Genomic DNA, 25,320 nt, shown 5'->3' on the forward strand with positions numbered 1-25,320 from the left:
GTGGTCACCAGTCACCCCCGGCGCCGTCGTAGCCGAACTCGGCCAGGTCGGCCGCGCACGCGATCGGGGCCGCGGGCACGGCGTGACCGTCCGGTCCGGGCGCGAACACCTCCGACGACAGGACCCGCCCGTCGGCGCCGGTCACCTCGCGGATGCTGGAGACGAACCGGCGCAGCCGCCCGCCGCGCGCGTAGTCGTTGCGCTTCTCGATGAAGACCACGAAGTCGATGGCCCCCGCGATCAGCATGTGCGTGGCCTCGACCGGCAGCCGCTCCTCCGACTGGATCGCGTAGGTGGCAATGCGGTTGAACACCTCCACCGACGAGTTGGCGTGGATGGTGGACAGCGAGCCGTCGTTGCCCTGCGTCATCGCGTTCAGCATGGTGACGATCTCGTCGCCCAGCACCTCGCCGACGATCACCCGGGACGGGTTCATCCGCAGCGACCTGCGGACCAGCTCGGCCATCGAGATCTCGCCCTGGCCCTCGGAGTTGGGCAGCCGCTGCTCCATCGCCACCACGTTGGGATGCAGCTCGGGAAAGGCGTCCAAGCCCAGCTCCAGCGCCCGCTCCACGGTGATCAGCCGTTCGTTCGGGGGGATCTCGTTGGCCACGGCGCGCAGCAGCGTGGTCTTCCCCGCGTTGGTGGCACCGGCGATCATGATGTTCTTGCGGGCGTGCACGGCGGCGCGGAAGAACTGCCCCACCTCCGGGCTGAACGTGCCGTTGCCGACCAGGTCGGACAGGAACACCTTGCCGAGCCTGGCACGCCGGATCGACAGCGCGGGACGCACCGTCACGTCCATCACCGCCGACAGCCGGGACCCGTCCGGCAGCCGCAGGTCGAGCTGCGGGTTCGCGCTGTCGAACGGGCGGGACGACAGGCCGCTGTAGGCGGCGAGGATCTGGATGAGCTCGACCAGCTCCTCGTCGCTCTCCGCCACCGGCTCGGCCATGACCTCGCGGCCGTCCGCGTACCCGATGAACACCCGGTCACAGCCGTTGATGTCGATGTTCTCGATCTCGGGGTCCTCCAGCAGCGGCTGGAGGCGGCCCACCCCGAACAGCGCGGCGTGCACGCCGGCGGCCAGCGCCTCCTCCTCTTCGGCGTTGGGCGGACGCCGGCCCGCGGTGATCTCGCCGCGCGCGTACTCCTCCAGTACCTGACCGATCAGGGCGCGGGCGAACTGCCGCTCGTCCTCCGGGGTCATCGGGGGCAGCCCGGAGGCGGCGTCCAGCCGACGCTGCTGGGCGAGGCGGTCGCCGACCTCCTGCCGCAGCCGCTTGACCAGGCCGTGATCCACCTAGCGCCTCCCCTCCTGGTACTGGGGTCCCTGCTCCTGGTACGGCCGCGCGGGCGCGTGGTGTTTACCGCTCGGACCGTTCACCTGCGCGGGCGGCTGCGACTGCTGGTCGGGCGCTTGCGCTTGCTGCGGTTGCGCGGCCTGCGCGTACCAGAGGGACGGGTCATGCACGGTTTGCGGGACTTGTGTCGGCGGAGCCTGCACTTGCGAGGCTTGGCCTGGTGGGGCTTGGACTGGCGGGACTTGTGCCGGCAAGGCTTGGGCTTGCGGGACGGGCTGCACGGGCTGCTGGACGGGCTGGAGTTCCTGGACGGGGGTGAGCCCGCTGACGAGCGTGGCGGCGACCTCGCGGGCCGAGCGGATGAGAAGCGAACGGTCGAGGCGTCCGCCCCAGCGTCCCGACAGCAGTTCGGCGCCCTTGGGGTCGAGCGCCAGCCCGCCCAGCACCCGGGCGCCGGTGATGATCCGGCCGACCTCGGCGATGGAGGAGCGGAAGTCGCGCGGGTCGGCCAGCACGACGATCCCGATCGGCGGGCCCCCGTTCAGCTCCGACGACAGCGCCGCCACCCGTTCCCGCAGGTGCGCGACCTGCTCCAGGGTGGCGCGGGTGAACAGGACGATCAGGTCGGCCTCGCGCAGCAGATCGTTCAGCGGGGTGCCGGCGCCGAGGCGCCCGCAGTCGGCGAGCACGTCCACCGGCGCGAGCGAGGCGAACGCCCGGCCGAGCGGCCCCCACAGCCAGGTCATGCCCTGCGCCTGCTCCGCGTTGGTGATGCCGACCAGCACGTCCAGCCCGCCGACCAGCCGCTGGCAGTGCTCGGCGATCTGCTCGGGGCGCAGCCCCCGGCGGGCGGTCGCGGCCAGGCTGAGCAGGCCGCGGGACGGGTTGAGCATGCCGCCTTCACGGGACGCGTCCTGGGCCGTGCCGGGCGCGGCGGACGCGGCGGCGGGCAGCCGGTAGACCAGGTCGCCGCCCGCCTGGTCGCATTCGGCCACCAGGACCGGGCGCGGCCAGACCGCACCGAGCGCGACGGCGGCCGTCGTGACGCCCGGCGCTCCCTTGTCGGCCGCGAGCGCGATGAGTGCCACGGTCAGTTACCACCCGTACCGGAGGTCGGGTTGCGGTTGTCCGGCTGGAGACCGGCGCCGGGACCACCCTGGTCGCCGCCCTGACCACCTTGCCCGTTCTGCCCGGTCTGCCCGGTGCCCGGAGGCGGGCTCTGCGATCCGGCGTCCGGTGTCGGCGAGTCCTCCGGCGGCGGAGGCGGGGACCGGCCGCCGGCGGGCGGGAGCCTGGTGCCCTCGGGGATCAGCGCGACCGCGATCGCCCCGGCCGAGGCGGCCTGGGCCACCTGCGGCGCCTCGGCGGGCGCCACCGCCACGTCCACGCTCGTCTGGTCGCCGCGCAGCCGGTTGGAGTCGACGGCGCCCTGCGACATCCCGACGACGATCGCGTCCGCCGACAGCAGCGTGCCCGCGCGGGGCCCGCCGCCGGTGCCGCCGCCGACCGCGTACAGGCTGACGCGCTTGCCGGTCTGGAGGCCGCGCGCGGGGAACTGGCCGGGTTTGAGCGCGAGCCCGACCACGACCCGTCCCTTGGCGGCGTCGTTGGTACGGCTCACCATCGCGTTGGTGAGCAGCGCGCCCGGCACCAGCGGGACGGCGGCGTAGGTGCGGATGACGTCGCCGCGCTCCGACCAGTTGATGTAGTAGTCGGCACCGGTATCGCTGACCTGCACCTCTTCGAGGGCGCTGAGCGGGATCGGCTGCCCGGCCGCGACCGGCTGCGCGATCCGGATCGCCGACACCCGCTGGCCGCTGGCCATCACCAGGTACGCGCTGGTCAGCGCGCCGCCGAGGATGAGCAGCACGGCGAGCGCGGCCAGGGCCGGCTTGCGCTCGCGCGGCGCCACCGGAAGCCGTTGCCCGCCCGAGGCGCCCAGCCCGGACCGGCCGAGCCCGTCCGTGCCGCCCTGGCCGGGCGGGGTGGTCGCCACGCCGCCCGAGACGGCCGACTGGTTGGACTTCATCGCACTGCCCACGAACTCCCTTCCGCCCCCGCAGGCACTCGCCTCTGCGCGATCCCCGCTGTATCGGGCGATCCATGCTTGCGGTGCGGGAGAGGCCGCGTCAATGGATTCGCGAAGGTCCGCCTCGACCGTCACCCCGTGCACGCCGTTGACCAGGGGGTACGGCGACCACTTCCGTTCTTACGGAACGTCACGGAAATCACTGACAGGGTTGGTGAATTCTTCGTTGTCACGGTCGTTCCGTCACAGGAGTGCGCTCTCGTCACATCGGTTCGGAACCGGCCTCCCGGCGCGGCGGCGCGGCACGGCGGAAAACGGCGATGCCGCCCGCCGCCGGGGCCCGGTCCGCATAATGAGCCGTGACCCGGGCGGGGCGACAGGAGGGCATGCATGCGGATCTCGTTCACGGCGCTGACCGGCCGCGGGCCCAGGGATGTCGTGATCGACGTCGATTCCGAGGCGACCGTCGGCGGCGTCGCCCGGTCCCTTTTCACCGCTTTGGACGGCAAGGGTGGAAACTCGTCACCGAACCCGCGGTCAGAACCCTTGAAGCCACGCTTTTCGAAGGACGGCCTTTCCCGGCTCGCGGCGGAGCGCGCCATCGCGAGCGGCGCCGAGCAGCGGCCGCTCTGGGTGGAAGGCCGGATGCTGGACCCGCAGGCGAGGGCCGTACGGGAACTGCGGGACGGCGCGGTCGTCGCCGTGGAGCAGCGCGCCGCCGCGGCGACCGTCCTCGCCGAGCCGACCGGCCTGGTGGAGGTACGGGTGGTGTCGGGTCCCGCGGCGGGATCGGTGCACCGGCTCGGCCTGGGCACCGCCACGCTCGGCTCGGGTGACGGGGTGGACATCATGGTCGCCGACCCCGGTGTCCCCGCCCGCTCGCTGCGCATCACGGTGGGACGCGAGACGGTGGAGGTCGAGCCGTCCGCGCGTACGGCCGGTTCCGGCGCGCTGCTGGACGGGCGGCCGCTCACGTCCATCACTCCCTGGCCTGTCGGCGGCATGCTGGCGGTCGGGTCGAGCATCCTCACGCTCGCGCCGAGCGCCGCCGCCGACACGCATCTGGAGCCGCTGCCCGAGGGCGGTCTGGCGTTCAACCGCCCGCCCCGCCTGAACCCCGCCGGGCGGGCGCGCCGCCTGGAGGTGCCCGAGCGTCCCGAACGCAATCCGCGTGAGCGGCTGCGCCTGTTCGGAGCACTGCTCTTCTCCGCGTTCGGGCTGGTCATGGCGTTCGGTATGGGGCAGTGGTGGTGGGCGCTGTTCGCGCTGGCCTGGCCGGTGATGACGGTCGGCGAGTGGGTCGCCGACCGGATGCACGGCCGCAAGTCGTACAAGAAGGCGCTCAAGGAGTACCGGCGCAAGGCGGCGGAGTTCGGCGGCCGGCTGGAGCGGCTGCGCCAGGAGGATCAGGCCGAACGCCGCGCCGCGCACCCCGACCCGGCCGAGGTCCTGCTCACCGCGACCGGGCCGCGGCGGCGCCTATGGGAACGTCGCATGGGAGACGGCGACACACTGCACCTGCGCCTCGGCCTTACCGACATGCCCTCGCGCATAGAACTCGTGGGCGGCGGCAATGGCCCCACGGGCGAATCCGAGCATGACGAGGTTCAGGTCCCCACGGCGCATCTCGTGCCGGTCGCGCTGCCTCTTCCAGAGCTGGGCGTCATCGGCCTCACGGGACCGCGGCATGCCTCGCGCGCGCTTGCGCGATGGCTGGTCGCCCAGGCCGCCGTACTGCACAGCCCGCGCGACCTGGCCATCGTCGTCCTCAGCTCGGGCGCGGAGGCGGGGGACGAGTGGAACTGGGTGCGCTGGCTGCCGCACTGTGCGCCACGCGAGGGTGAAGAGTGCATGGCCCTGGTCGGCACCGACCCCGAGTCCGTCGCGCACCGCATCACCGAACTCGCCATGCGGGTGACGGAACGCCGCCGGACCGCCAACGCCGCGTCCGGTTTCCTGGGGCAGGGCAAGCCCGCCGAGGCGGTGCCGTACAACGTCCTGGTCGTCCTGGACGGGGCTCGCGCGCTGCGCCGCATGCCGGGCATGCCCATGCTGCTCTCGCGCGGCCCCGAGTACGGGGTGTACGCGATCTGCGTGGACGACGAAGAGCGCCTCCTGCCCGAGGAGTGCACCGCCGTCGCCGCCTGGGAACCCGGCAGCGACGTCGCGCTGCGCCTGCGCGGGCAGGGACTCGACGTGCTGGGATCCGTCCTGGCCGACCAGGTGTCCCCCGCGTGGACCGACCGCGTCGCACGCGCTCTCGCCCCCGTCCGGGACGTGTCGCGTGAGGACGCCGCAGAGGCCGTCCCATCCCATGTCCGGCTCCTGGACCTGCTGAACATGCCCGAACCCACCGCGGAGCACGTGCTGGGCTCCTGGGCCCGTACGGGGGGACGCACCACGCATGTGCCCGTCGGCGTGAGCACTGACGGCGTCCACTTCATCGACCTGCGCGCCGATGGCCCCCACGGGCTCGTAGCGGGGACCACCGGCGCGGGCAAGTCCGAGCTGTTGCAGACCCTTATCGCGTCCCTCGCCGTGGCCAACCGCCCGGACGAGATGACGTTCGTCCTCATCGACTACAAGGGCGGCGCCGCGTTCAAGGACTGCGCCCGGCTGCCCCACACCGTCGGCATGGTGACCGACCTGGACGGCCACGCCACCGAGAGGGCCCTTGAGTCGCTGTCGGCCGAGCTGCGACGCCGCGAGGAGACGCTGCTGGAGGCCGGTGCCAAGGACATCGACGACTACAACGACCTGCGCGCCTCCGACGAGACCCTGGGGTCGATGCCGCGTCTCGTCCTGGTCATCGACGAGTTCGCCGCCATGGTGGCGGAGCTGCCCGACTTCGTCGCGGGCCTGGTCGACATCGGGCGGCGAGGACGTTCGCTAGGGGTGCACCTCATCCTGGCCACGCAACGCCCTGCCGGGGTCGTCACCGCGGACATACGGGCCAACACCAACCTGCGCATCGCGCTGCGCGTCACCGACCCTGACGAGTCCACGGACGTTGTGGACTCCCCTGAGGCCGCGCAGATCTCCAAGGCGATCCCGGGGCGGTGCTACGTGCGTTCGGGTGCCTCCGAGCTGCACGCCATGCAGTCGGCCCGCGTAGGGGGGCGCCGTCCCGGCACGGTAGTGGAAGAGCGCCCTACCGTCCTGCCCATGCCGTGGCAGGGCCTGGGGCACCCGCTGCCTTCGCCGCGCGAACCCGCCGACGACACGATGGTCACGGACCTGGCCGTCCTCGTCCAGGCGGTCGATGAAGCCGCACGGCGTGCCGGTATAGGACGCCAGCCGTCCCCTTGGCTCACCCCACTGCCCGAGCAGGTGCGGCTAGAGCCGCGCACGGCCGCAGGCGGATCAGTCGTGGACGTACCGGCCATCACCTTCGGCATAACCGACCTTCCCGCCGCGCAAAGCCGCGAACCCCTGACCCTCGACATCGCCAACGGCGGCCACCTCTACGTGGCGGGCTCGGCCCAATCGGGCCGTTCCACCGCGCTGCGCACCATCGCCGGTTCCTTGGCGGGAGCGTGCTCGCCGTACGACGTCCACCTGTACGCCATCGACTGCGGCGCCAACGCGCTCGTCCCCCTGGTGGCGCTCCCGCACTGCGGTGCGGTGGTGACGCGCGACCAGATCGACCGCTGCGAACGCCTGCTGACCGCGCTGTCCACCGAGGTCGCTCGCCGCCAGCAGCTCCTGGCCGAGGCGGGCTTCGCGTCCCTCAACGAGCAGCGCGCCGCCGTGGCCGCCACCGACCGGCTCCCCTGGATGGTCCTGCTGCTCGACCGCTGGGAGGGCTTCCTGGGCGCCTTCGAGCACTACGACTACGGCCGCCTTGTCGACGCCGTCCTGCGCCTGCTGCGGGAGGGAGCGTCCGTGGGCCTGCGCGCCGTCTTCACCGGCGACCGTTCCGGGCTCACCGGCCAGGTCTCCACCGTCTTCGACCGCCGTCTCATCCTGCGCATGTCCGACCCCAACGACTACGGGTACGCGGGCGTACAGGAAAAGCAGATCCCGGCAGCGATGCCGCCGGGCCGTGCCTTGGAAATCTCGTCCCCAGGACAACCCCTGCGCGAATCGCAGATCGGCCTGCTCAGCGACGACCCGTCCGGCACGTCCCAGATATCGGCCCTCCAGGAGATAGCTCGCACCTGCGTCACCCGCTACGGACGCCTCCCACGCAGGCAACGTCCCATCCGCGTAGACGAACTGCCGGTCCGCGTCACCTATCGCGAGGCGATGGCGCTGGACCCCGACTTCCTCGCCCCCTCCGCCCTCTGGGCCCTGGTAGGCGTAGGCGGAGACACCCTGACCCCCATCGGGATCGACCTTCTCAACGAGGGCCCAGGCTTCGTGGTCGCCGGCCCACCCCGTTCCGGACGCTCCACCACACTCCGCACGATCGTGCACTCACTCCTGGATCCGGCCGTCGCCGGTGGCCTCGTCCCCGTAGTCCTCATCACGCCACGCCGCTCCCCCTTGCGCACCCTCGCGGGACGCCCGGGCGTTCTCGGCGTTCTCACGTCCGACTCCACGCCCGACGACCTCCTCGACACCCTCGGCGGCGAACACCGCTACGCGGTGATCGTCGACGACGCCGAACTCCTGGACGAGACCGACCTGGACGACGCCCTGTGCGACATCCTCCGCAGCGCCCGCGACGGCGAGCACGCGGTCGTCATCGGCGGTACCACACAGGACCTGGGACGCGGCTACCGTGGCTTCCTCTCCGACACCCGCCGCTCCCGTTCCGGCGTCCTGCTGTCCGTCGACTCCCCGGACGACGGCGACCTCTTCGGCCTCCGCCTCCCCCGCAACGCGTCCCTGGCGGGCCCCACCGGCCGCGGCCTCTTCGTCGCCACAGGCACCACCACCGGAATCCAGGTAGCCCTCCCACCCACCGAAACCCATAATGATCAATGATCTCCCCTGATTTGCATTTTTGTCGGCAACCAGTCAACACCCGCCGACACCTGGTCGGATCCGGCCAGTACGCACCATGACCGACAAGAGGGGCACCAGCATGCGAGTCGCGCAACAGCGATCCGGCGAAATCCACAAGTGCACACCGAAGCCGGAATGAGCGAGAGAGTCGGGGATGAGGCGACGCTCAGTGTTCTGTGGGGCTTTGATGGCGGCGCGGGTGTGCTCACCGATCACGAAGAGGTGACCTGGGGCGAGGGTGGTTGATCATTGGCCGTGCTTGCCCTCGTACCATCCACGTCGTCGTTCTTTTCCGCTGTGGCAAGGAGCGGTCGGATGGAGGTTGATTGTGTCGGTGGGATGTGGTGAAGGTGTTTGCGTTTAGGCGGATCGCCAGTGGCGGTTCGGGGGGCACGCCGGTGTGAGTGGTTACTTGTTGTCTTCTCTGGAGGCCAAAATGGCTTCGAAGACGGCGGCCAGTTCTGCGGCGTCCTCACCGGCGTGGTGGGTGTGGGGGTAGCCTTCGACGCCCAGTTTTTGTTTGATGATGCTCTTCCGGGTGCTGACCCATTCGCAGCCTTGCAGGCCCATCCAGTAGCTGCGCAGGTCGATTCCCGCGCCGCTGGCGGAGAACGGGCTTTTGCCTAGGAAGCGCATGAAGTACCAGTGGACGAACATCCCGTCGAAGACGGCGGGGCCGGCCAGGAAGACCGGGCGGCCTTCGCTGCGCAGGCCGTTGATCCACTTTGCGGCGGCCGCCATCGCCTCTTCGGCCGGGGGGGCTTCGCGGAGCAGCCGGTCACGGTCGAGTCCTGAGACCGCCAGCGCTTTCGGCACGAAGTCGTCCGAGATCGGGCGCAGTTCGCTGTAGAAGCGCAGGTCCGGGCGGCCCACCACGGCCATGCCCAGCGAGATCATGCTGTACGGCCCGGGGATCGGCCCGTCGGCCTCGACATCCACGGCGATGTAGAACTCCGGAAGCCCGCTCATGCCCTGGGACGGTACCCACCCGGTGATGGCGGGTCGAGCGATTATCTCGGGTCGGGGAGCATGAGGGAGCGGCGTTCGGACTCCGTGAGAAGGCGGAAGACCCTGGCGCGGGCTCGGGCGGCCAGGGTTTCGCCGTCGGTGATGGCCTCCCAGACGCGCACGGTGCGGTCGCTGGACGCGGTCGCCAGGTGCCGGCCGTCGGGGGACCAGGACACGTCCCAGACGTCGTCGTCGTGCATGGCGGCCACGGCGAGTTCGTGGGCGGCCTCGGGATCCCAGAGGCGCGCGGTGCCGTCCGCGGACGCCGTCGCCAGGACGCGGGAGTCGGGTGACCAGGCCATCGACCAGATCCAGCCGTCGTGGCCCGACAGCACCCCCGTCCGCGTGCCCTGGGCGGCGTCCCAGATCACGACCTGGGTGTTGTCGGAGACGGCGGCGATAAGGCGGCCGTCCGGGGACCATGAGAGGGCCCGTACGGGGCTGCCCTGCATGTTCAGCGTCATGAGGTGCCGGCCCGTGCGGGCCTCCCAGATCCGTACGGTGCCGTCGTGCGAGCCGGAGGCGAGGCGTTCGTCATCGGGTGACCAGCTCACGCCGCGGACGGTGTCCTTGTGGCCGTCGAGGACCAAGGGGGCGGCGTCCTGGGCCGGTTCCCACAGTCTGACGGTGCGGTCGTCGGAGGCCGTCGCGAGTCGTGAGCCCGCGTGGGACCAGGCCACATCGCGGACCCAGTCGTCGTGGAGGCGCACGACGGATACCTCGGCGCCGTCGGCCGTCCAGATGCGGGCGGTGCCGTCGTGGGAGGCGGTGGCGACGCGCTCTCCGTCGGGTGACCACGCCACGGACCAGATTTCGTCGGTGTGGCCGCGCAGGACTTTGGACGTGCCGTCGTCCGCCCAGACGCGCGCGGTGTGGTCCTTGCACGCGGAGACGATCCGCCCTGTGGACGACCAGTCGACCGCGACCGCCGCCCGTTCGTGGCCGCGGAACACCGTGACCTCGGCCGCGCGCTCGGCGTCCCACAGCCGGATCGTGCGGTCGCCGGAGCAACTCGCCAGCCACGTGCCGTCCGGTGACCAGGCCACGGCGCGCAGGACCTCGGCGTGTCCGCGCAGGACGACCAGCTCAGCCCCGTCCTCGGCCGACCACAGCCGGAGCGTACGGTCGAAGGACGTGGTGGCGAGGCGTTCGCCGTCCGGTGACCAGGCCAGCTCCCAGACCAGGTCGGCGTGTCCCCGCAGCGTCCGGGTGGTGGCGCCGGACTCGGGATCCCACAGGCGCACGGTGCGGTCGTAGGAGGAACTGGCCAGGCGGGTGCCGTCGGGTGACCAGGCGGCCCGGGTGACGGTCTCCTCGTGGCCGCGCAGGGCGGCCAGTTCCCCGCCGGTCCGCGCGTCCCAGATCCGGACGGTACGGTCGTCGGAGGCGCTGGCCAGGCGGGTGCCGTCCGGCGACCAGCTCACGGTCCTGACCCATCCTCCGTGGCCGCGCAGCACCATCAGGGACGTTCCCGCGGACGGGTCCCAGATGCGGATCTCCCGGTCACGGGACGCGGAGGCGAGCCGGGAGCCGTCGGGCGACCAGGCGACCCCCCAGACCATGGAGGTGTGCCCGCGCAGCACGGCCACCCTGACGTGGTCGGCGGCGTCCCACACCCGGATCGTGCCGTCATCGGACGCGCTCGCCAGCAGGCGGCCGTCGGGTGACCACGCCACGGCGCACACCGGGCCCTCGTGCCCGTCGAGTGCCGCGAGCTGGGTCCTGGTACGGACGTCCCAGATGCGGACGGTGCCTTCCGCGCCGGAGGACACCAGCCGGGAGCCGTCGGGCGACCAGTCCACCGACCAGACCGTTCCCTCGTGGCCGTGCAGGACGCCGCGTACCCGGGAGACGGCGAGCGCGGACGACAGCGCGCGCCGCGCGAGCACGGTCGGCGCGCAGTCCTCGTACGCGGCCAGCGCCAGCAGCAGGGCGTTCTCGGGATCGGACTCGTAGCCGTTGAGCACCTGCCTGGCGATCGTGTCCGACAGCCGTTCCATCGCGTCGCCGTCGGAGACGCGTGAGCACTCCACGAACTGCGCCACCAGGGGTTCGACGGCACCGGGCCCGCCGGCTTCGGCCAGCCACTCCTGGGCGGCGGTCAGCCGTTCGGCTCGCAGCAGGTAGGCGTCCTGGCGGCCGTAACGGTCCCATTCCCGCGCCCATTGTTCGAGGTCGGCGATCCGGCGCAGCGTTTCGGCGTGCAGGGCGATGGTCTGCCGGAGCGGCGCCCACGCGGAGAACAGCGCCTCGTGCGAGACCTCGACCACCGCGTCGTCGCCGTCCTGCCCGCTGGTGCACAGGCGTTCCCGGACGAACGCGTCGATGACGAGGCGTTCGGCATCGTTCAGGGCGCTTCTCCGCACGCGCCTGCGGGTCGGCCGGTTCTCCGCGAACCGGACGAGCTTCAGCAGCGTGGGCAGGACGGGCGGCGCCGGGTCGAGCGCTTCCAGCTCGGCCAGCACGAGGTCGGCGCGGTGTGTCAGGGCTCCGTAGACCCCGCCGTTGCGCTGGTAGCCGGCGGCTGTGATGGTGAGGTCGCGTCCCGCGCCCAGGTACAGCTCGTGCATGAGGTAGGCCAGCAGCGGCAGCGCGGTGCCGTCCCCGGTGTCCTCCGCGATGCGGTCGACCAGGTCGGGCGGGTCGAAGGTGAGGCCCGCGCGCCGCGCCGGCTCCCGGATCACCGTCCGCAGCGCGGCGCGGTCGAGCGGTGTGACCGTGAACGGGTGCCGGAACAGGTCGGCGCAGCTCCCGCTGAGGAACGTGGTCAGGAACTCCGACCGGAGCACGAACAGGACGTGCAGCCTCGGATCGGCGTCCAGGGCGTCCCGCAGCAGTGCGAGGAAGGCGGACGGGTCGTCGGCGGAGAGCAGTTCCTCGGCCTGGTCGATGACGATCAGCACCGACCGGGTGCGGTGGCCGCGGTGCAGCGCGGCGAGGCGGCGCCCGGCCTCGGCCGGGTCGGAGCGGAGGCGCGCGGCCAGCTCGCCGACGTCGTCGCCCGGGTCATCGGACGCGTCGGCCAGCGCGACGGCCAGGCTCTGGACGGGGTCGCCCTCCGGGATGACCGGCGGCACGACCAGCCATCGCCGCTGCTGCCTGAGGCGGGGCAGCAGACCGGCGTACACCAGGGAGGACTTGCCGACCCCGGACGGGCCGATCACGGCGATCGACCGGTGCCCGGGCCGCTCGCGGGCGCCGGATCCGCCGTGCAGCCGTTCCCTCAGCTCGCGGATCTCATCGTCGCGGCCGAAGAAGACCCCGTCGTCGTCCTCGGTGAACGCGTCCAGCCCGGGGTAGGGCGCGCGGTCGCGGCGCCATGCCGGCAGGGCGCGCCAGCGCCGGTCCTGCGCCTTCTCCCAGGCCAGCACGCACGGGATCAGCAGCAGGCAGACGACGATGACCGGCAGCGCCCATTGCTGCACGATCCGGGTGGTCTGCGGGGAGAGCTGCAACGCCAGTCCGAGGACCGCGACCAGCAGAATGCTCAGGTATCCGGGGAACACCGGCCCCCGTCGACCTGACATGCGGTCACCTCCGGGACGCCGGGGAACGCGACGGCGAGGCGCTGACTGGGACCATGGTAAGTCAGTAAAGGGGGGCGGGTCCCGGCCTCGGGGGGTTTGGCCGGGACCCGCTGTCCAAAAGGGATCGTGGGGTCAGCGCGTGGCGGCCTCGATGTTCTGCTGCGAGCGTTTGATGTCCTGGCTGCCCTGTTCCAGGGCGACGGCCATCTTGTCGAAGGCTCCCTTGGCCTCCGCCCAGGCACTGCGGAAACGGTCGGCCTGCGGCCCCCACCAGATCTCCGTGCTGCCGACCGTCCGTCCGTTCAGATCCTTGATCAGCGCGTCCAGGTTCCGGGAGTGCTTGGCGAACATGCGGGACAGCTCTTCCAGCGCGCGATGCTGGCGCCCCTCTTGTCGGTCATGCTCGGCCCTTTCGTCGCCGGAACGTCCCAGGCCCTGCCGAACCTTTGCGCAATGCCGACAGCCTACGACTAGGGGATCACGATAATCCACCCGTACCTTGAAGGTCGAATGAGAATTTTTGCCCTAATGCGAGGAACACGCCTGGCCGAAGGCGGCCAGGCGCCGGGCTTGACCTCGTAAGACCGTTGCACTCCGACCCCGCGTCCGCGCGGGCTGACGGCCATCATTACGCCGCGTCAAGAAATTCGCAGGTCAGGCGGGCAACTATGGCGGCATGGCGGCATTGACCATTTCATTCGAGCGGAAAGCGGTGCGGTCCGTCAGCGGGAGCCGGCCGGGATGGGACCCGGGTCGTTGATGGGGTGGGCGCCGCGGTCGACGACCTGCTCGTCGAGCAGGGTGATGCGGTCGCCCCTGGTCATGAACTCGAAGCGGCGACGGATCGACTGGGTCACCTTGCCGCCGCCGTAGCGGACCTCGGTGTGCTCTATGGCCTCAAGCGTGATGCGGTCGCCGGTGCGGATGGTACGGGCGGGTTCGAGCCGGGTACGGGCACCCGTAAAGGCGGGCCCGCCCTCGACCGGGGCGCGGTTGCGGTTCTCCAACTCGCGCAGGGCGCGTTCCTGTGCACGGGCCAGGCTCGGGGAGATGGCGACCCCGAGGACTTCGCGCGGCATACGGCGCCGGCGCTCGTTCCTGGACTTGGGGACGAGGGCCTGGGAGCGGAGCCGCACGAGGGTGGACGCGGCCACGGTCAGCTGGCGCTCGGTCTCCCGGTCCACGGTGGACGCCCGCAACGGCTGCGTGGACGGGCACAGCCCGGCGAGGGCCGCGAGGGCCAGCATCAGGCCCAGTCGCTTGACGTCCATCGGGCTCCCGGTCGTCGGCGAGATCCACCCGGAAGATACACCGGGCGGGGCGGGGCGCCGGAATGGAAATGATTATCACCGTGTTGCACGCGAGTGGGAGGTCCCATGAAGAAGAACATCCACCCGGAGTACCGGGCCGTCGTCTTCCGTGACCGGAGCGCCGACTACGCGTTCCTGACCCGGTCGACGGCTTCCAGCGACCAGACCATCGAGTGGGAGGACGGCCAGACCTATCCCGTCATCGACGTGGACGTGTCGTCGGCCAGCCACCCGTTCTACACCGGCAGGGGCCGCGTCCTGGACACGACCGGAGCGGTCGAGAAGTTCAAGAAGCGCTACGGCCGCTGACCGGCGGACGACATCCAAGCCACACGCGAAGGCAGGTCCCGAGGGGCCTGCCTTCGTGCTGTCCTGGCCCCTCCCCCCAGGCGCCGCACCTGCGGACGCGTCCGCGGAAGCGCCCCCTTACGAATTCGGGAGAAGGCGGTTATCTAGACTGCGCGTGCAAGGTTGAAGGAGGAGACCACGTGCGCAAGGTCCTGATCGCCAACCGCGGTGAGATCGCGGTCCGCATAGCCCGTGCCTGCCGCGACGCGGGGATCGCCAGCGTCGCGGTGTACGCCGAGCCCGATCTGGACGCGCCGCACGTTCGGGTTGCCGACGAGGCCCACGCCCTGGGCGGCCAGACCGCCGCCGACAGCTATCTGAACATCGACAAGATCGTGAAGGTGGCGGTGGCGGCGGGAGCGGACGCCGTCCACCCCGGGTACGGCTTCCTCGCCGAGAACGCGGCCTTCGCCGAGGCCGTCGAGGCCGCCGGGCTGACCTGGATCGGCCCGCCGGCCGCCGCGATCACCGCGCTGGGCGACAAGGTACAGGCCAGGCATATCGCGCAGAAGGTGGGCGCGCCGCTGGTGGCCGGCACCAAGGACCCGGTGTCCGGCGCGGCCGAGGTCGTGGCGTTCGCCGAGGAGCACGGGCTGCCGATCGCGATCAAGGCGGCGTTCGGCGGCGGCGGGCGCGGGCTGAAGGTCGCGCGCAGCCTGGACGAGGTCGAGGACCTGTACGAGTCGGCGGTACGTGAGGCCGTGGCGGCGTTCGGGCGCGGGGAGTGCTTCGTCGAGCGCTACCTCGACCGTCCACGGCACGTGGAGACCCAGTGCCTGGCCGACAGGCACGGCAATGTGGTCGTCGTCTCCACCCGCGACTGCTCCCTCCAGCGCAGGCACCAGAAGCTGATCGAGGAGGCCCCCGCGCCGTTCCTGTCCGACGAGCAGGTGGCGCTGCTCTACGACTCGTCCAAGGCCATCCTCAGGGAGGCCGGGTACGTGGGCGCCGGGACGTGCGAGTTCCTGGTGGGCCAGGACGGGACGATCTCGTTCCTGGAGGTCAACACCCGGTTGCAGGTCGAGCACCCGGTCACCGAGGAGGTCACGGGCATCGACCTGGTGCGGGAGATGTTCCGGATCGCCGACGGCGAGGAACTGGGCTACGACGACCCGCCGCTGCGCGGCCACTCGATCGAGTTCCGGATCAACGCCGAGGACGCCGGGCGCGGCTTCCTGCCGTCCGTGGGCACGCTGACCGCCTGGCGGCCGCCGTCCGGTCCGGGCGTGCGCCTGGACGCGGGCTGCGAGGAGGGCCAGACCATCCCGCAGCAGTTCGACTCGATGATCGCCAAGCTGATCGTGACCGGCGCGACACGCCGGCAGGCGGTGGAGCGCTCCCGCCGCGCCCTGGCCGAGTTCCTGGTCGAGGGGATGCCGACGGTGCTGCCGTTCCACCGGGCCGTGCTGGACGACCCGGCGTTCGTCCCGGCGGACGAGTCGGAGCCGTTCACCGTGCACACCCGGTGGATCGAAACCGAGTTCGACAACACGATCCCCCCGTACGAGGGACCCGTGGCCGAGCCGGACGAGGACGCGGGAGGGCGCGAGCGGGTGACCGTGGAGGTCGGCGGCAAGCGCATCGAGGTCGTGCTGCCCTCAGGGCTCGGCGCCGCGCCGTCCGGCGGCTCCGGATCCGCACCGGCCAGGCGGCGCACGGGCAAAAAGGGCGCCAAGAGCCAGGCGTCCGGGGACGCCCTGGTCAGCCCCATGCAGGGCACGATCGTCAAGCTGGTGGCCGAGGAGGGCGCACGGGTGTCGGCGGGCGACCCCATCGTGGTCCTGGAGGCCATGAAGATGGAGCAGCCGCTGAACGCGCACAAGGACGGCACGGTGACCGGCCTGGCCGCCGAGGTGGGCCAGACCGTCTCCAACGGCGCGGTGATCTGCAAGATCAAGGACTGACCGGGCTGTTTTTCCAAGATTGAGCGGCTTCTGCCCTTTTCATCGGGTATACCCGGGACGACGGAACGTACCGTCGCGCCTGCTCGTCTACCTGGTGAGGAGGCAGACTTCAACCATGAGCACCGAAACCCGGCCGCGACGGATCCTGCGCCGTGGCGCGATGGCGCTGGCCGCTGCCGCCGCCATGCTCGCGCTGTTCGGCTTCGCCGCCCCCGCGCGGGCGGACGACGTCTCCGTCATCGCCAACGGCCTCACCACCTCCCGGCTGTACGTCACACAGGAAGCACGCCAGCAGACGTCCTTCGACCAGAACGCCGTACGGTCCGCCCTCGACCGGCAGGACGAGGCCGACATCCGCGCCGTCGTGGTCCGCAACGGCGTCACCCGGCAACAGGTCGGCCCCATGCTGGAATCCGTCAAGGAACGCGTCGGCAAGGGCGACACCTACGTCGCCATCACCGCGGACGGCACCAAGATGGCCGCGATCTCCGACGACCTCGACAGCCGCGAGATCAACCAAGTGATCGCCAGGTCCGCCCCGGGCAGCGGCGACGTCCAGGCCAGGCTGACCGCCTTCGCCGACCAGGCCGAACGCCAGGCCGAGGCCAACGCCAGAACCAGCATGATCGGCGGCTTCGTCACCGTCGGCGTGCTCGTCCTGATCGCCGCGGGCGTGTTCGGTGTCTTCCTGGTCGCCGGACACCGCCGCCGCGAACGCGAGGCACAGCGCATGGCCGAGCTGAAGAAGGGCGTCGAAGAGGACGTGACCCTGCTCGGCGAGGACATCGCCGCGCTCGACCTCAACGTCATGGACCCCGACCTCGACCCCGACGCCCGCCGCGACTACGAGCGGGCGATGAACTCCTACGACGAGGCCAAGGCCGCCACCGAAAAGGCCACCAAGCCCGCCGACATGGAGAAGGTCACCACCGCCCTGGAAGACGGCCGCTACCACATGACCGCCACCCGCGCACGCCTGGCGGGCGAACCCGTCCCCGAACGGCGCGCACCGTGCTTCTTCAACCCACAGCACGGCCCGTCCGTCCAGGACGTCTCCTGGGCACCCCCAGGCGGCACCGTACGCTCCGTCCCAGCCTGCGCAATGGACGCCCAAGCCATCCTCAAGGGCCAGAATCCCGACATCCGCATGGTCCCGTACGGCGACGGACGCCGCCCCTACTACGACGCAGGCCCGGCGTACGCGCCCTACGCGGGCGGCTACTACAACTCCTACGGAGGCATGGACCTCATCAGCGGCCTGTTCATCGGCACCTGGATCGGCTCCATGCTGGGCGGCGGCCTAGGCGGCGGCTACGGCGCCGGCGACATGAGCGGCTTCACCGGCGACGGCGGCGACATAGGCGGCGGCTGGGACTTCGGAGGCGGCGACTTCGGCGGCAGTTTCTAGTGTGGGGGGGCGACCCCCCACACCCCCCGCTGCGGGGCCAGCGACCCCCGCCACTCGCCTTGACGGCTCGCGACGGTGGCGACTCATTGTGGGGGGGCGACCCCCCACACCCCCCGCTGCGGGGCCAGCGACCCCCGCCGCTCGCCTTGACGGCTCGCGACGGCGGCCACTGACCCCGGGTAGGGGCTCCGCCCCTACGACCCCGGCAGGGGGCTCCGCCCCCTGCACCCCCGTTGGGGCTGTGACATATGTGGGGGGGGGCAACCCCCACACCCCCCGATGCCGGGGCCAGCGACCACCGCCACTCGCCTTGACGGCTCGCGACGGCGGCCACTGACCCCGGGTAGGGGCTCCGCCCCTACGACCCCGGCAGGGGGCTCCGCCCCCTGCACCCCCGTTGGGGCTTCGCCCCTTGCCCCCACATGGGCTGGGTGCGCATCTGGCTAAGCCGCGCTACCTCAAGCCCGACGACCCAATCGGTGTGATCGCGACCTAAGACAGAGGCAAGCGCAGCGAGCCGCCAGGCAAACTCGCACCCCGAGATAAACACCTTTCGCAATCGCCTCAGCCGACACCCCAGCCACGAACGGCGCCCAGGCGTTGCGATCGCGACCGAAGGCAGGGGCGAGCGCCAGCGAGACCCTGATCGCGCAGCGAGCCCCTGGGCGAGTCGAAGCGATGCAGCGATCGCCGCAAGCACGACAAGCGAGGAGCGCCAGCGACGAGCGCAGCTCGTGCTTGCCAAAAAAGCTAGTACTGGTGTTCGGTCATTAGGCGGCGGGAGGCTTCGGTGATGCTGCCGGTGAGGGAGGGGTAGACGGCGAAGGTTTGGGCTAGTTGTTCGACTGTCAGGTGTTGTTGGACGGCCACGGAGACGCCGAGGATCAGTTCGCTGGCGCGGGGGGCGACGATGACGCCGCCCAGGAGGATGCCGGTGGAGGGGCGGCAGAAGAGTTTGACGAAGCCGTCCTCGAAGCCCTGCATTTTGGCGCGGGCGTTGCTGAACAGGGGCAGCATCACGGTGCGGGCGTTGACGTCGCCGGAGTCGACCATTTTCTGGGTGACGCCGACCGAGGCGACTTCGGGGTCGGTGAAGATGTTGGATGCGACCCAGCCCAGTTTGAGTGGTTGGACGGCTTCGCCCAGGGCGTGCCACATGGCGATGCGTCCCTGCATGCCCGCTACTGAGGCCAGCATGAGGATGCCGGTGCAGTCGCCGGAGGCGTAGATGTGCGGGACGTTGGTGCGGGAGACCTTGTCGACCTGCACGAATCCTTGGGGGCTCAGCGCGATTCCGGCTTTTTCCAGGCCGATGCCGCGGGTGTTGGGTTCCATGCCGACGGTCATGAGGCAGTGCGAGCCTTCGACCTTGCGGCCGTCCTCCAGGGTGACGATCACGCTGTCGCCGGAGCGTTCCACTCCGGCGGCCCGGGAGCGGGACATCACGTTCATGCCGCGGCGCAGGAAGACGTCCTGGAGCACGGCGGCGGCGTCGGCGTCCTCGGTGGGGAGGATCCGGTCGCGGGAGGACACGAGGGTGACCTTGGAGCCCAGTGACAGGTAGGCCCCGGCCAGTTCGGCGCCGGTGACGCCGGAGCCGACGACGATCAGCTCTTCGGGGAGTTCGGGGAGGTCGTAGAGCTGGCGCCAGTTGAGGATGCGTTCGCCGTCGGGTTCGGCGCCGGGCAGGACGCGGGGGGTGGCGCCGGTGGCGATGAGGATCACGTCGGCCCGGAGGTGGCGGTCGCCGACGGCGACGACGTGCGGCTCGACCAGCCGCGCCTCGCCTCGGACGATCTTGACCTCTTCGTAGGCGAGCCGTTCGGCGACGTCGAACGACTGGGCCCTGGCCAGGTCCTTCACCCGCTTGTTGACGGTGGCCAGGTCCACTTCGAGGCCGCCGACCTCGCCGTCGGGGCCGCCGTTGAAGCGCAGCCCCAGCCCTTCGGACTCCGACATCACGGCCATCCGGGTGGAGGTGGCGATGAGCGTCTTGGAGGGGACGCAGTCGGTGAGGACGCAGGCTCCTCCGGGGCCGTCGCGTTCGACGACGGTCACGTCGGCGCCGAGCTGTGCGGCGACGAGTGCGGCCTCGTAACCGCCCGGTCCCCCTCCTATGATCACGATGCGGGTCACGTCTCCATTGTTTCTTACCGATGGGAGTGGCCCGACCAGGCCCCGCGCCCGGCCCGCTGACGTACGCTTGGCGACCGTGGCACTGTACGCGGCGTACGCCTCCAACATGGATCCCGAGCAGATGGCGGCACGGGCCCCGCATTCGCCGATGCGCGGTACCGGCTGGCTGGCGGGCTGGCGCCTCACCTTCGGCGGGCAGGACGTGGGCTGGGACGGGGCGCTGGCCACGGTGGTCGAGGACGAGGACGAGCAGGTCTTCGTGGTGCTTTACGACGTCCCGGCCTGGGACGAGAGCGAGCTGGACGAGTGGGAGGGCGCGGCCCTCGGCGTCTACCGCAAGATCAGGGTGCGGGTGTCGACGCTGGAGGGGGACGTCCTGTGCTGGCTGTACGTCCTGGACGACTATGAGGGCGGCCTGCCCTCGGCCCGTTACCTGGGCATCCTGGCGGACGCGGCGGAGGCCGCGGGGGCTCCGGACGACTATGTGAAGGACCTGCGGTCCCGTCCGTGCAAGTCGATCGGCGACTGAGGTCGCGCCGGTAATGTCGGCAGGGTGAGCAACGACGCCTATGCACTGGCCGAGGACGCGGCGGAGCGGCTGCGCGCCCGGACGGCCATCGAGTCCTTCGACGTGGCCCTGGTGATGGGGTCCGGCTGGGTGCCCGCGGCCGACGCGCTGGGCACGCCCGTGGCCGAGTTCCCGGTCACCGACCTGCCCGGTTTCGCCCCGCCCGCGGTCGATGGCCATGCGGGACGGCTGCGCGCCGTGAGAGTGGGTGGCCGGAACGCCCTGGTGTTCCTGGGGCGCACCCACCTGTACGAGGGCCTCGGGGTGGACGCGGTGGTGCACGGCGTCCGGACGGCCCTGGCGGCGGGGGTACGGACCGTGATCCTGACCAACGCGGCGGGCGGGCTGCGCCCGGAGACGCAGAAGGTCGGCGACCCGGTCCTGATCTCGGACCAGCTCAACCTGACCGGGGCGAACCCGCTGACCGGGCCGAGGTTCCTCGATCTGACGGAGGTGTACTCGCGGCGGCTGCGGGCGCTGGCGCGCGAGGTGGATCCGTCGCTGGCGGAGGGCGTGTACGCGGCGCAGCGGGGCCCGACGTACGAGACGCCCGCGGAGATCCGGATGATGCGGACGCTGGGCGCGGACGTGGTGGGCATGTCGACCGTCCTGGAGGCGATCGCGGCCCGTGAGGGCGGCGCGGAGGTGCTGGGGATCTCGCTGGTGACCAATATCGCGTCCGGGCTGGCCGAGGGAACGCTGGATCATGAGGAGGTGCTGGCGGCGGGCCGTGCCGCGGCCTCCCGGATGGGCTCCCTGCTGGCCACGCTCGTCCCGAAGATCTAGTCGGATGGACGCGGAGTTGCGGCGCCGGGCGGAGGAATGGCTGGCGCAGGACCCGGATCCGGAGACCTCCGGGGAGTTGCGCAAGCTGCTGGACGCCGGTGATGAGGCGGCGCTGGCCGACCGGTTCGGGGCCAGGCTGGAGTTCGGCACGGCCGGGCTGCGGGGCGAGCTGGGCGCAGGTCCGAACCGGATGAACCGGGTCACGGTGATGCGCGCCGCCGCCGGGCTGGCGGCTCGTGTGCGGAGGGGCGGCGTGGTCATCGGCTACGACGCCCGGTACGGGTCGGAGCGGTTCGCGCTGGACACGGCGGCGGTCGTGACGGGGGCCGGGTTGCGGGCGTGGCTGCTTCCCCGTCCGCTGGCCACGCCCGTGCTGGCGTTCGCCGTACGGCATCTGGGCGCGTCGGCGGGGGTGATGGTGACCGCGTCCCACAACCCGCCCCGCGACAACGGCTACAAGGTCTACTGGGGCGACGGGGCGCAGATCGTCCCGCCGCTGGACGCGGAGATCTCCGCCGGGATCGACGCGGTGGGCCGGGTGGACGAGCTGCCTCTCGGAGACGGCTGGACGGTGCTGGGCGAGGAGATCGTCGAGGCGTACCTCCAGGCGCTGGAGGCCCTTCCGCTCGGGGACGCCCGGGACGTGGCGACGGTCTACACGCCCCTGCACGGCGTCGGCCGCGACGTGCTGCTGCGGGCCTTCGAGCGGGCCGGGTTCCCGCGTCCGACGGTGGTGCCCGAGCAGGGCGATCCGGACCCGCGCTTCCCGACCGTCGCGTTCCCGAACCCGGAGGAGCCGGGCGCGATGGACCTCGCGATCGGGCTGGCCGAGAGGTCCGGCGCCGATCTGGTGATCGCCAACGATCCGGACGCGGACCGCTGCGCCGTCGCCGTTCCCACGCCGCGCGGCTGGCGGAGGCTTACCGGGGACGAGGTGGGCGGCCTGCTGGCCGAGCACGTGCTGCGGCACACCACCGGCGATCGGCTGCTGGCCACGACGATCGTGTCCTCGTCCCTACTGGCGGCGCTCGCCGACGCGCACGGCGCGAGATCGGCCCGCACCCTCACCGGCTTCAAATGGATCATGAGGGCGGGCGAGGGGCTCGTCTACGGCTACGAGGAGGCCCTGGGCTACAGCGTCGGCGGTCCGGACGGAGTGATCGTCCGGGACAAGGACGGCATCGGGGCCGCGCTGACCGTGGCCGCGCTCGCCGCCGCGGCCAAGCGGGACGGGCGCACGCTCACCGACCTCCTGGACGACCAGGCGCGCCGCTACGGGCTGCACGCGACCGCGCAGTTGTCGATCAGGGTCGGCGATCCGTCCCTGATCTCCGGGGCGGTCGGCCGGCTGCGCGCCGCTCCCCCGTCCGAGCTGGCGGGACGTGCCGTCGAGTGCGTCGAGGACCTCGCCCGCGGCGTGGACGGGCTGCCGCCCACCGACGGCCTGCGGCTGCGGCTGGCGGGCTCGGCGCGCGTCGTGGTCCGCCCGTCCGGGACGGAGCCGAAGCTGAAGTGCTATCTGGAGGTGGTCCGTCCGGTGCGGCCGGAGGAGGACGTGGCCGCCGTCCGCGAGGAGGCGCGGCGCGATCTGGACGCCCTCCGCGACGCCCTCGCGGGGCTGCTCCCGTCCTAGGCCAGCACGGCCGGCACCGCGGCGGCGATCACCAGCGCGGCGGGGACGGCCAGCGCCGCGACCGCGGACACCGACCAGTTGATCACGCCGCCCTCGCCGGTCTCGGTGAGGGTCCCGCCCTTCGGGCGCTGCCGGTCGGCGATCTCGTTGAGCCGCTGGGCGGCGTACGTCACGGGGGTACGGCCCTTGAGCCGCGCCGCGTGCTGCTGGGGAAGCCTCGCGTCGCGGGCGTCCCGCGCGGCCCGCCGCTCCGCCCTGGCCTGGGCGCGCGGCGAGGTCGTCAGCACCCACGCCTTGACCTTGCGCTCCTCCCCGTCCGCGGCGCGGAACCTGAACGTGAGGGCGTCGGTGGCCTCGACCTTCTTCGCGGCCCGCCATGGCACCCGCACGTCCCGCAGCGGGTTGCGGACGGTGAACCCGCCCTCGTCCGCGACCACGGCCGGGCGCAGGCCCAGGACGTAGGCGATGCCGCAGCCGAGGAGCAGCAGCGCCGCCATGACCGCCGAGGCCGTGTCCCGTCCCCGCAGGGCGATGTCGATGAGGTTCAGCGCGGCGAAGGCCATCCACGCCCACGCCCCCACCCGCGCGGGGGTGGACCGGATCGTCAGCAGCGGCGTCATGACCGCATCATGCCAGGACCTCAGGCCGTCCCCCGCAGTTCGGCGTAGGCGGGCTTGATCACCTCGTTGATCAACTTGAGCCGCTCGGTGAACCCGATGAACGCCGACTTCATCGCGTTCACCGTGAACCACTGGAGCTCGTCCCAGCCGTAGCCGAACGCGTCCACCAGCTTGGCCAGCTCCAGGGACGGCGTCGTGCCGCTCATCAGCCGGTTGTCGGTGTTGACCGTGACGCGGAACCGCAGGTCGCGCAGCAGCCCGATGGGGTGCTCGGCGATCGACTTGGCCGCGCCGGTCTGGATGTTGGACGTGGGGCACATCTCCAGCGGGATCCTCTTGTCCCGCACGTAGTGGGCCAGCCGCCCCAGTTGCGGGTTCCCGTCCTCGTCCTCGGTGATGTCGTCGATGATCCGCACCCCGTGACCGAGCCGGTCGGCGCCGCACCACTGGATCGCCTGCCAGATGGACGGAAGCCCGAACCCCTCACCCGCGTGGATGGTGAAGTGGGCGTTCTCCCGCTGTAGGTACTCGAACGCGTCCAGATGCCTGGTGGGCGGATACCCGGCCTCGGCGCCGGCGATGTCGAACCCGACGACCCCGTCGTCCCGGTACCGCACGGCCAGCTCGGCGATCTCCATGCTGCGCGCTTGGTGCCGCATCGCGGTCACCAGCGCGCAGATCTTGATCCCGTGGTCGCGCCCGCCCCGGTCGAACCCCTCCAGCACGGCCTCGACCACGCGCTCCAGCGACAGACCCGTCCGCGTGTGCAGCTCCGGCGCGTACCGGACCTCCGCATAGACGACACCGTCCCGAGCCAGATCCTCGGCGCACTCGTAGGCGACCCGGGTCAGCGCCTCGGCCGACTGCATGACGCCGACGGTGTGCGCGAAGGTCTCCAGGTAGCGTTCCAGCGAGCCCGAGTTGGCCGCCTCGGTGAACCAGGTGGCCAGGTTCCCCGGATCCGTCGTCGGCAGGTCCTCGTACCCGCCGTCCCGTGCGAGATCCACGACGGTCTCCGTGCGCAGCCCGCCGTCCAGGTGGTCATGGAGGAGCACCTTGGGCGCGCGCCGGATGTCTTCGAGTGACGGACGATCGGTCATCCTCGCAATCTACCCGCCGGTTCACGTGCGCACGTCGTCAACTCTCGCCCACGAACCACCTCGTGCCTGGCGGATTCATGCCGCCCCGTGGCCGTACGCGGCCCGCAGCGCGCTGAGATCGGGTTCGCCGTAGCGGCGCCGCATCGTGGCGAACGCGGCCTCCTTGTCGGCGCCGAACTCCCGTACCCGCACGGCGTAGGCGTCGGCGGTCAGGAACACCGGCGGGCTCGCCTTGCTGTGGAACTTGTCGGCGTACATGACCAATCGTTCCTCGGCCGACTCGGCGAGATAGTCGGCCACCGGAATGGGCAGGGCCTGGCGGAGGACGTCGTCACGAGTCAGGCCCATTCCGGTGTGGTGAGAGCAGAACCGGCAGAGCGTCTCCGGGAACCCGAGGTCCCGAAGCAGGTCATGGCCGAGCAGCCCATGCTGGATATAGCGCGTGTGATCGAGCCGTCCAGAGGAATCGTAGAGGCGGTAGACGCCGATGTCGTGAAGAAGGCATCCCGCGCGGGCAAGCTCGACGTCGACCGCGAGCGACCCACGCTCGACCAGTTGCTCCGCCACTTCGCACACGATCACACAGTGCGTGTAGACCGACTCGAACGCCTCCTGTGTGGGCGCATACCGCTCATGCAGGGCACGGATCTCTTGGTCCGCCGGGATTCGCACGAACGAGGAGACTA

The 25,320-nt window shown here is 71.4% G+C and carries 18 protein-coding genes; 7 read left to right on the top strand and 11 right to left on the bottom strand.

From position 1 onward, the window contains the following. Window positions 1-4: 4 nt before the first annotated feature. The 3 genes from QSK21_RS07140 to QSK21_RS07150 are packed head-to-tail and all read right to left on the bottom strand — an operon-like array spanning window position 5 to window position 3,345. Complete coding sequence (locus tag QSK21_RS07140) at window positions 5-1,303, bottom strand: TadA family conjugal transfer-associated ATPase (RefSeq protein WP_285694507.1); 1,299 nt, start codon at window positions 1,301-1,303, stop codon at window positions 5-7. Beyond that, window positions 1,304-2,392, bottom strand: coding sequence for a CpaE/TadZ family protein (locus tag QSK21_RS07145; RefSeq protein ID WP_285694508.1), 1,089 nt, complete (start codon window positions 2,390-2,392; stop codon window positions 1,304-1,306). 2 nt (window positions 2,393-2,394) lie between these two features. Next, window positions 2,395-3,345, bottom strand: coding sequence for a hypothetical protein (locus tag QSK21_RS07150; RefSeq protein ID WP_285694509.1), 951 nt, complete (start codon window positions 3,343-3,345; stop codon window positions 2,395-2,397). 378 nt (window positions 3,346-3,723) lie between these two features. Here QSK21_RS07150 and QSK21_RS07155 point away from each other — a divergent pair, with 378 nt between their 5' ends. After that, window positions 3,724-8,265 carry an FtsK/SpoIIIE domain-containing protein gene (locus QSK21_RS07155; RefSeq protein WP_285694511.1) on the top strand — a complete coding sequence of 1,514 codons (4,542 nt, stop codon included), beginning with the start codon at window positions 3,724-3,726 and terminating at the stop codon, window positions 8,263-8,265. Between the two features lie 429 nt (window positions 8,266-8,694). On the opposite strand, the gene QSK21_RS07160 is transcribed toward QSK21_RS07155, so the two are convergent. The 4 genes from QSK21_RS07160 to QSK21_RS07175 all read right to left on the bottom strand — a co-directional run bounded on the left by QSK21_RS07160 (window position 8,695) and on the right by QSK21_RS07175 (window position 14,092). Next, a complete protein-coding gene (locus QSK21_RS07160; RefSeq protein WP_285694512.1) occupies window positions 8,695-9,255 on the bottom strand; it encodes an exonuclease in 561 nt (186 codons plus the stop codon). Window positions 9,256-9,296: 41 nt separating this feature from the next. Beyond that, a complete protein-coding gene (locus QSK21_RS07165; RefSeq protein ID WP_285694513.1) occupies window positions 9,297-12,821 on the bottom strand; it encodes a WD40 repeat domain-containing protein in 3,525 nt (1,174 codons plus the stop codon). 132 nt (window positions 12,822-12,953) lie between these two features. Beyond that, window positions 12,954-13,172: a WXG100 family type VII secretion target gene (locus tag QSK21_RS07170; protein WP_285694514.1), complete on the bottom strand. Its 219-nt coding sequence runs from the start codon at window positions 13,170-13,172 to the stop codon at window positions 12,954-12,956. A 371-nt stretch (window positions 13,173-13,543) separates the two neighbouring features. Beyond that, complete coding sequence (locus QSK21_RS07175) at window positions 13,544-14,092, bottom strand: hypothetical protein (RefSeq protein ID WP_285694515.1); 549 nt, start codon at window positions 14,090-14,092, stop codon at window positions 13,544-13,546. 105 nt (window positions 14,093-14,197) lie between these two features. Between QSK21_RS07175 and QSK21_RS07180 the strand changes: the two genes are divergently transcribed. The 3 genes from QSK21_RS07180 (at window position 14,198) to QSK21_RS07190 (ending at window position 17,791) form a co-directional block, all read left to right on the top strand. After that, entirely contained in the window at window positions 14,198-14,440 is a 243-nt protein-coding gene (locus tag QSK21_RS07180; RefSeq protein WP_285694516.1) for a type B 50S ribosomal protein L31, read from the top strand. 179 nt (window positions 14,441-14,619) lie between these two features. Then, window positions 14,620-16,383: an acetyl/propionyl/methylcrotonyl-CoA carboxylase subunit alpha gene (locus tag QSK21_RS07185; RefSeq protein ID WP_285694517.1), complete on the top strand. Its 1,764-nt coding sequence runs from the start codon at window positions 14,620-14,622 to the stop codon at window positions 16,381-16,383. 115 nt (window positions 16,384-16,498) lie between these two features. After that, window positions 16,499-17,791, top strand: a complete 1,293-nt coding sequence (locus QSK21_RS07190) for a hypothetical protein (protein WP_285694518.1) — start codon at window positions 16,499-16,501, stop codon at window positions 17,789-17,791. Between the two features lie 750 nt (window positions 17,792-18,541). Here the strand turns inward: QSK21_RS07190 and QSK21_RS07195 are convergent. Continuing rightward, window positions 18,542-19,927, bottom strand: a complete 1,386-nt coding sequence (locus QSK21_RS07195; protein ID WP_285694519.1) for an NAD(P)H-quinone dehydrogenase — start codon at window positions 19,925-19,927, stop codon at window positions 18,542-18,544. 76 nt (window positions 19,928-20,003) lie between these two features. Between QSK21_RS07195 and QSK21_RS07200 the strand changes: the two genes are divergently transcribed. Genes QSK21_RS07200 through QSK21_RS07210 form a run of 3 tightly spaced genes read left to right on the top strand, consistent with a single transcriptional unit; the run spans window position 20,004 to window position 22,914 of the window. Further along, complete coding sequence (locus QSK21_RS07200; RefSeq protein WP_285694520.1) at window positions 20,004-20,456, top strand: gamma-glutamylcyclotransferase family protein; 453 nt, start codon at window positions 20,004-20,006, stop codon at window positions 20,454-20,456. Between the two features lie 24 nt (window positions 20,457-20,480). Further along, complete coding sequence (locus QSK21_RS07205; protein ID WP_285694521.1) at window positions 20,481-21,281, top strand: purine-nucleoside phosphorylase; 801 nt, start codon at window positions 20,481-20,483, stop codon at window positions 21,279-21,281. Between the two features lie 4 nt (window positions 21,282-21,285). Then, window positions 21,286-22,914 carry a phospho-sugar mutase gene (locus QSK21_RS07210; protein ID WP_285694522.1) on the top strand — a complete coding sequence of 543 codons (1,629 nt, stop codon included), beginning with the start codon at window positions 21,286-21,288 and terminating at the stop codon, window positions 22,912-22,914. Here QSK21_RS07210 and QSK21_RS07215 read toward each other — a convergent pair. The 3 genes from QSK21_RS07215 to QSK21_RS07225 form a co-directional block, all read right to left on the bottom strand. After that, window positions 22,911-23,534 carry a PH domain-containing protein gene (locus tag QSK21_RS07215; RefSeq protein WP_285694523.1) on the bottom strand — a complete coding sequence of 208 codons (624 nt, stop codon included), beginning with the start codon at window positions 23,532-23,534 and terminating at the stop codon, window positions 22,911-22,913. The two genes, QSK21_RS07210 and QSK21_RS07215, sit on opposite strands and share 4 nt — an antisense overlap. A gap of 20 nt (window positions 23,535-23,554) precedes the next feature. Next, window positions 23,555-24,634, bottom strand: coding sequence for an adenosine deaminase (locus QSK21_RS07220; RefSeq protein ID WP_285694524.1), 1,080 nt, complete (start codon window positions 24,632-24,634; stop codon window positions 23,555-23,557). 75 nt (window positions 24,635-24,709) lie between these two features. Continuing rightward, entirely contained in the window at window positions 24,710-25,306 is a 597-nt protein-coding gene (locus tag QSK21_RS07225; protein WP_285694525.1) for an HDIG domain-containing metalloprotein, read from the bottom strand. Between the last annotated feature and the right edge of the window lie 14 nt (window positions 25,307-25,320).

It is taken from the genome of Actinomadura sp. NBRC 104412 (assembly GCF_030269515.1).
Classification (GTDB): Bacteria; Actinomycetota; Actinomycetes; order Streptosporangiales; family Streptosporangiaceae; genus Spirillospora.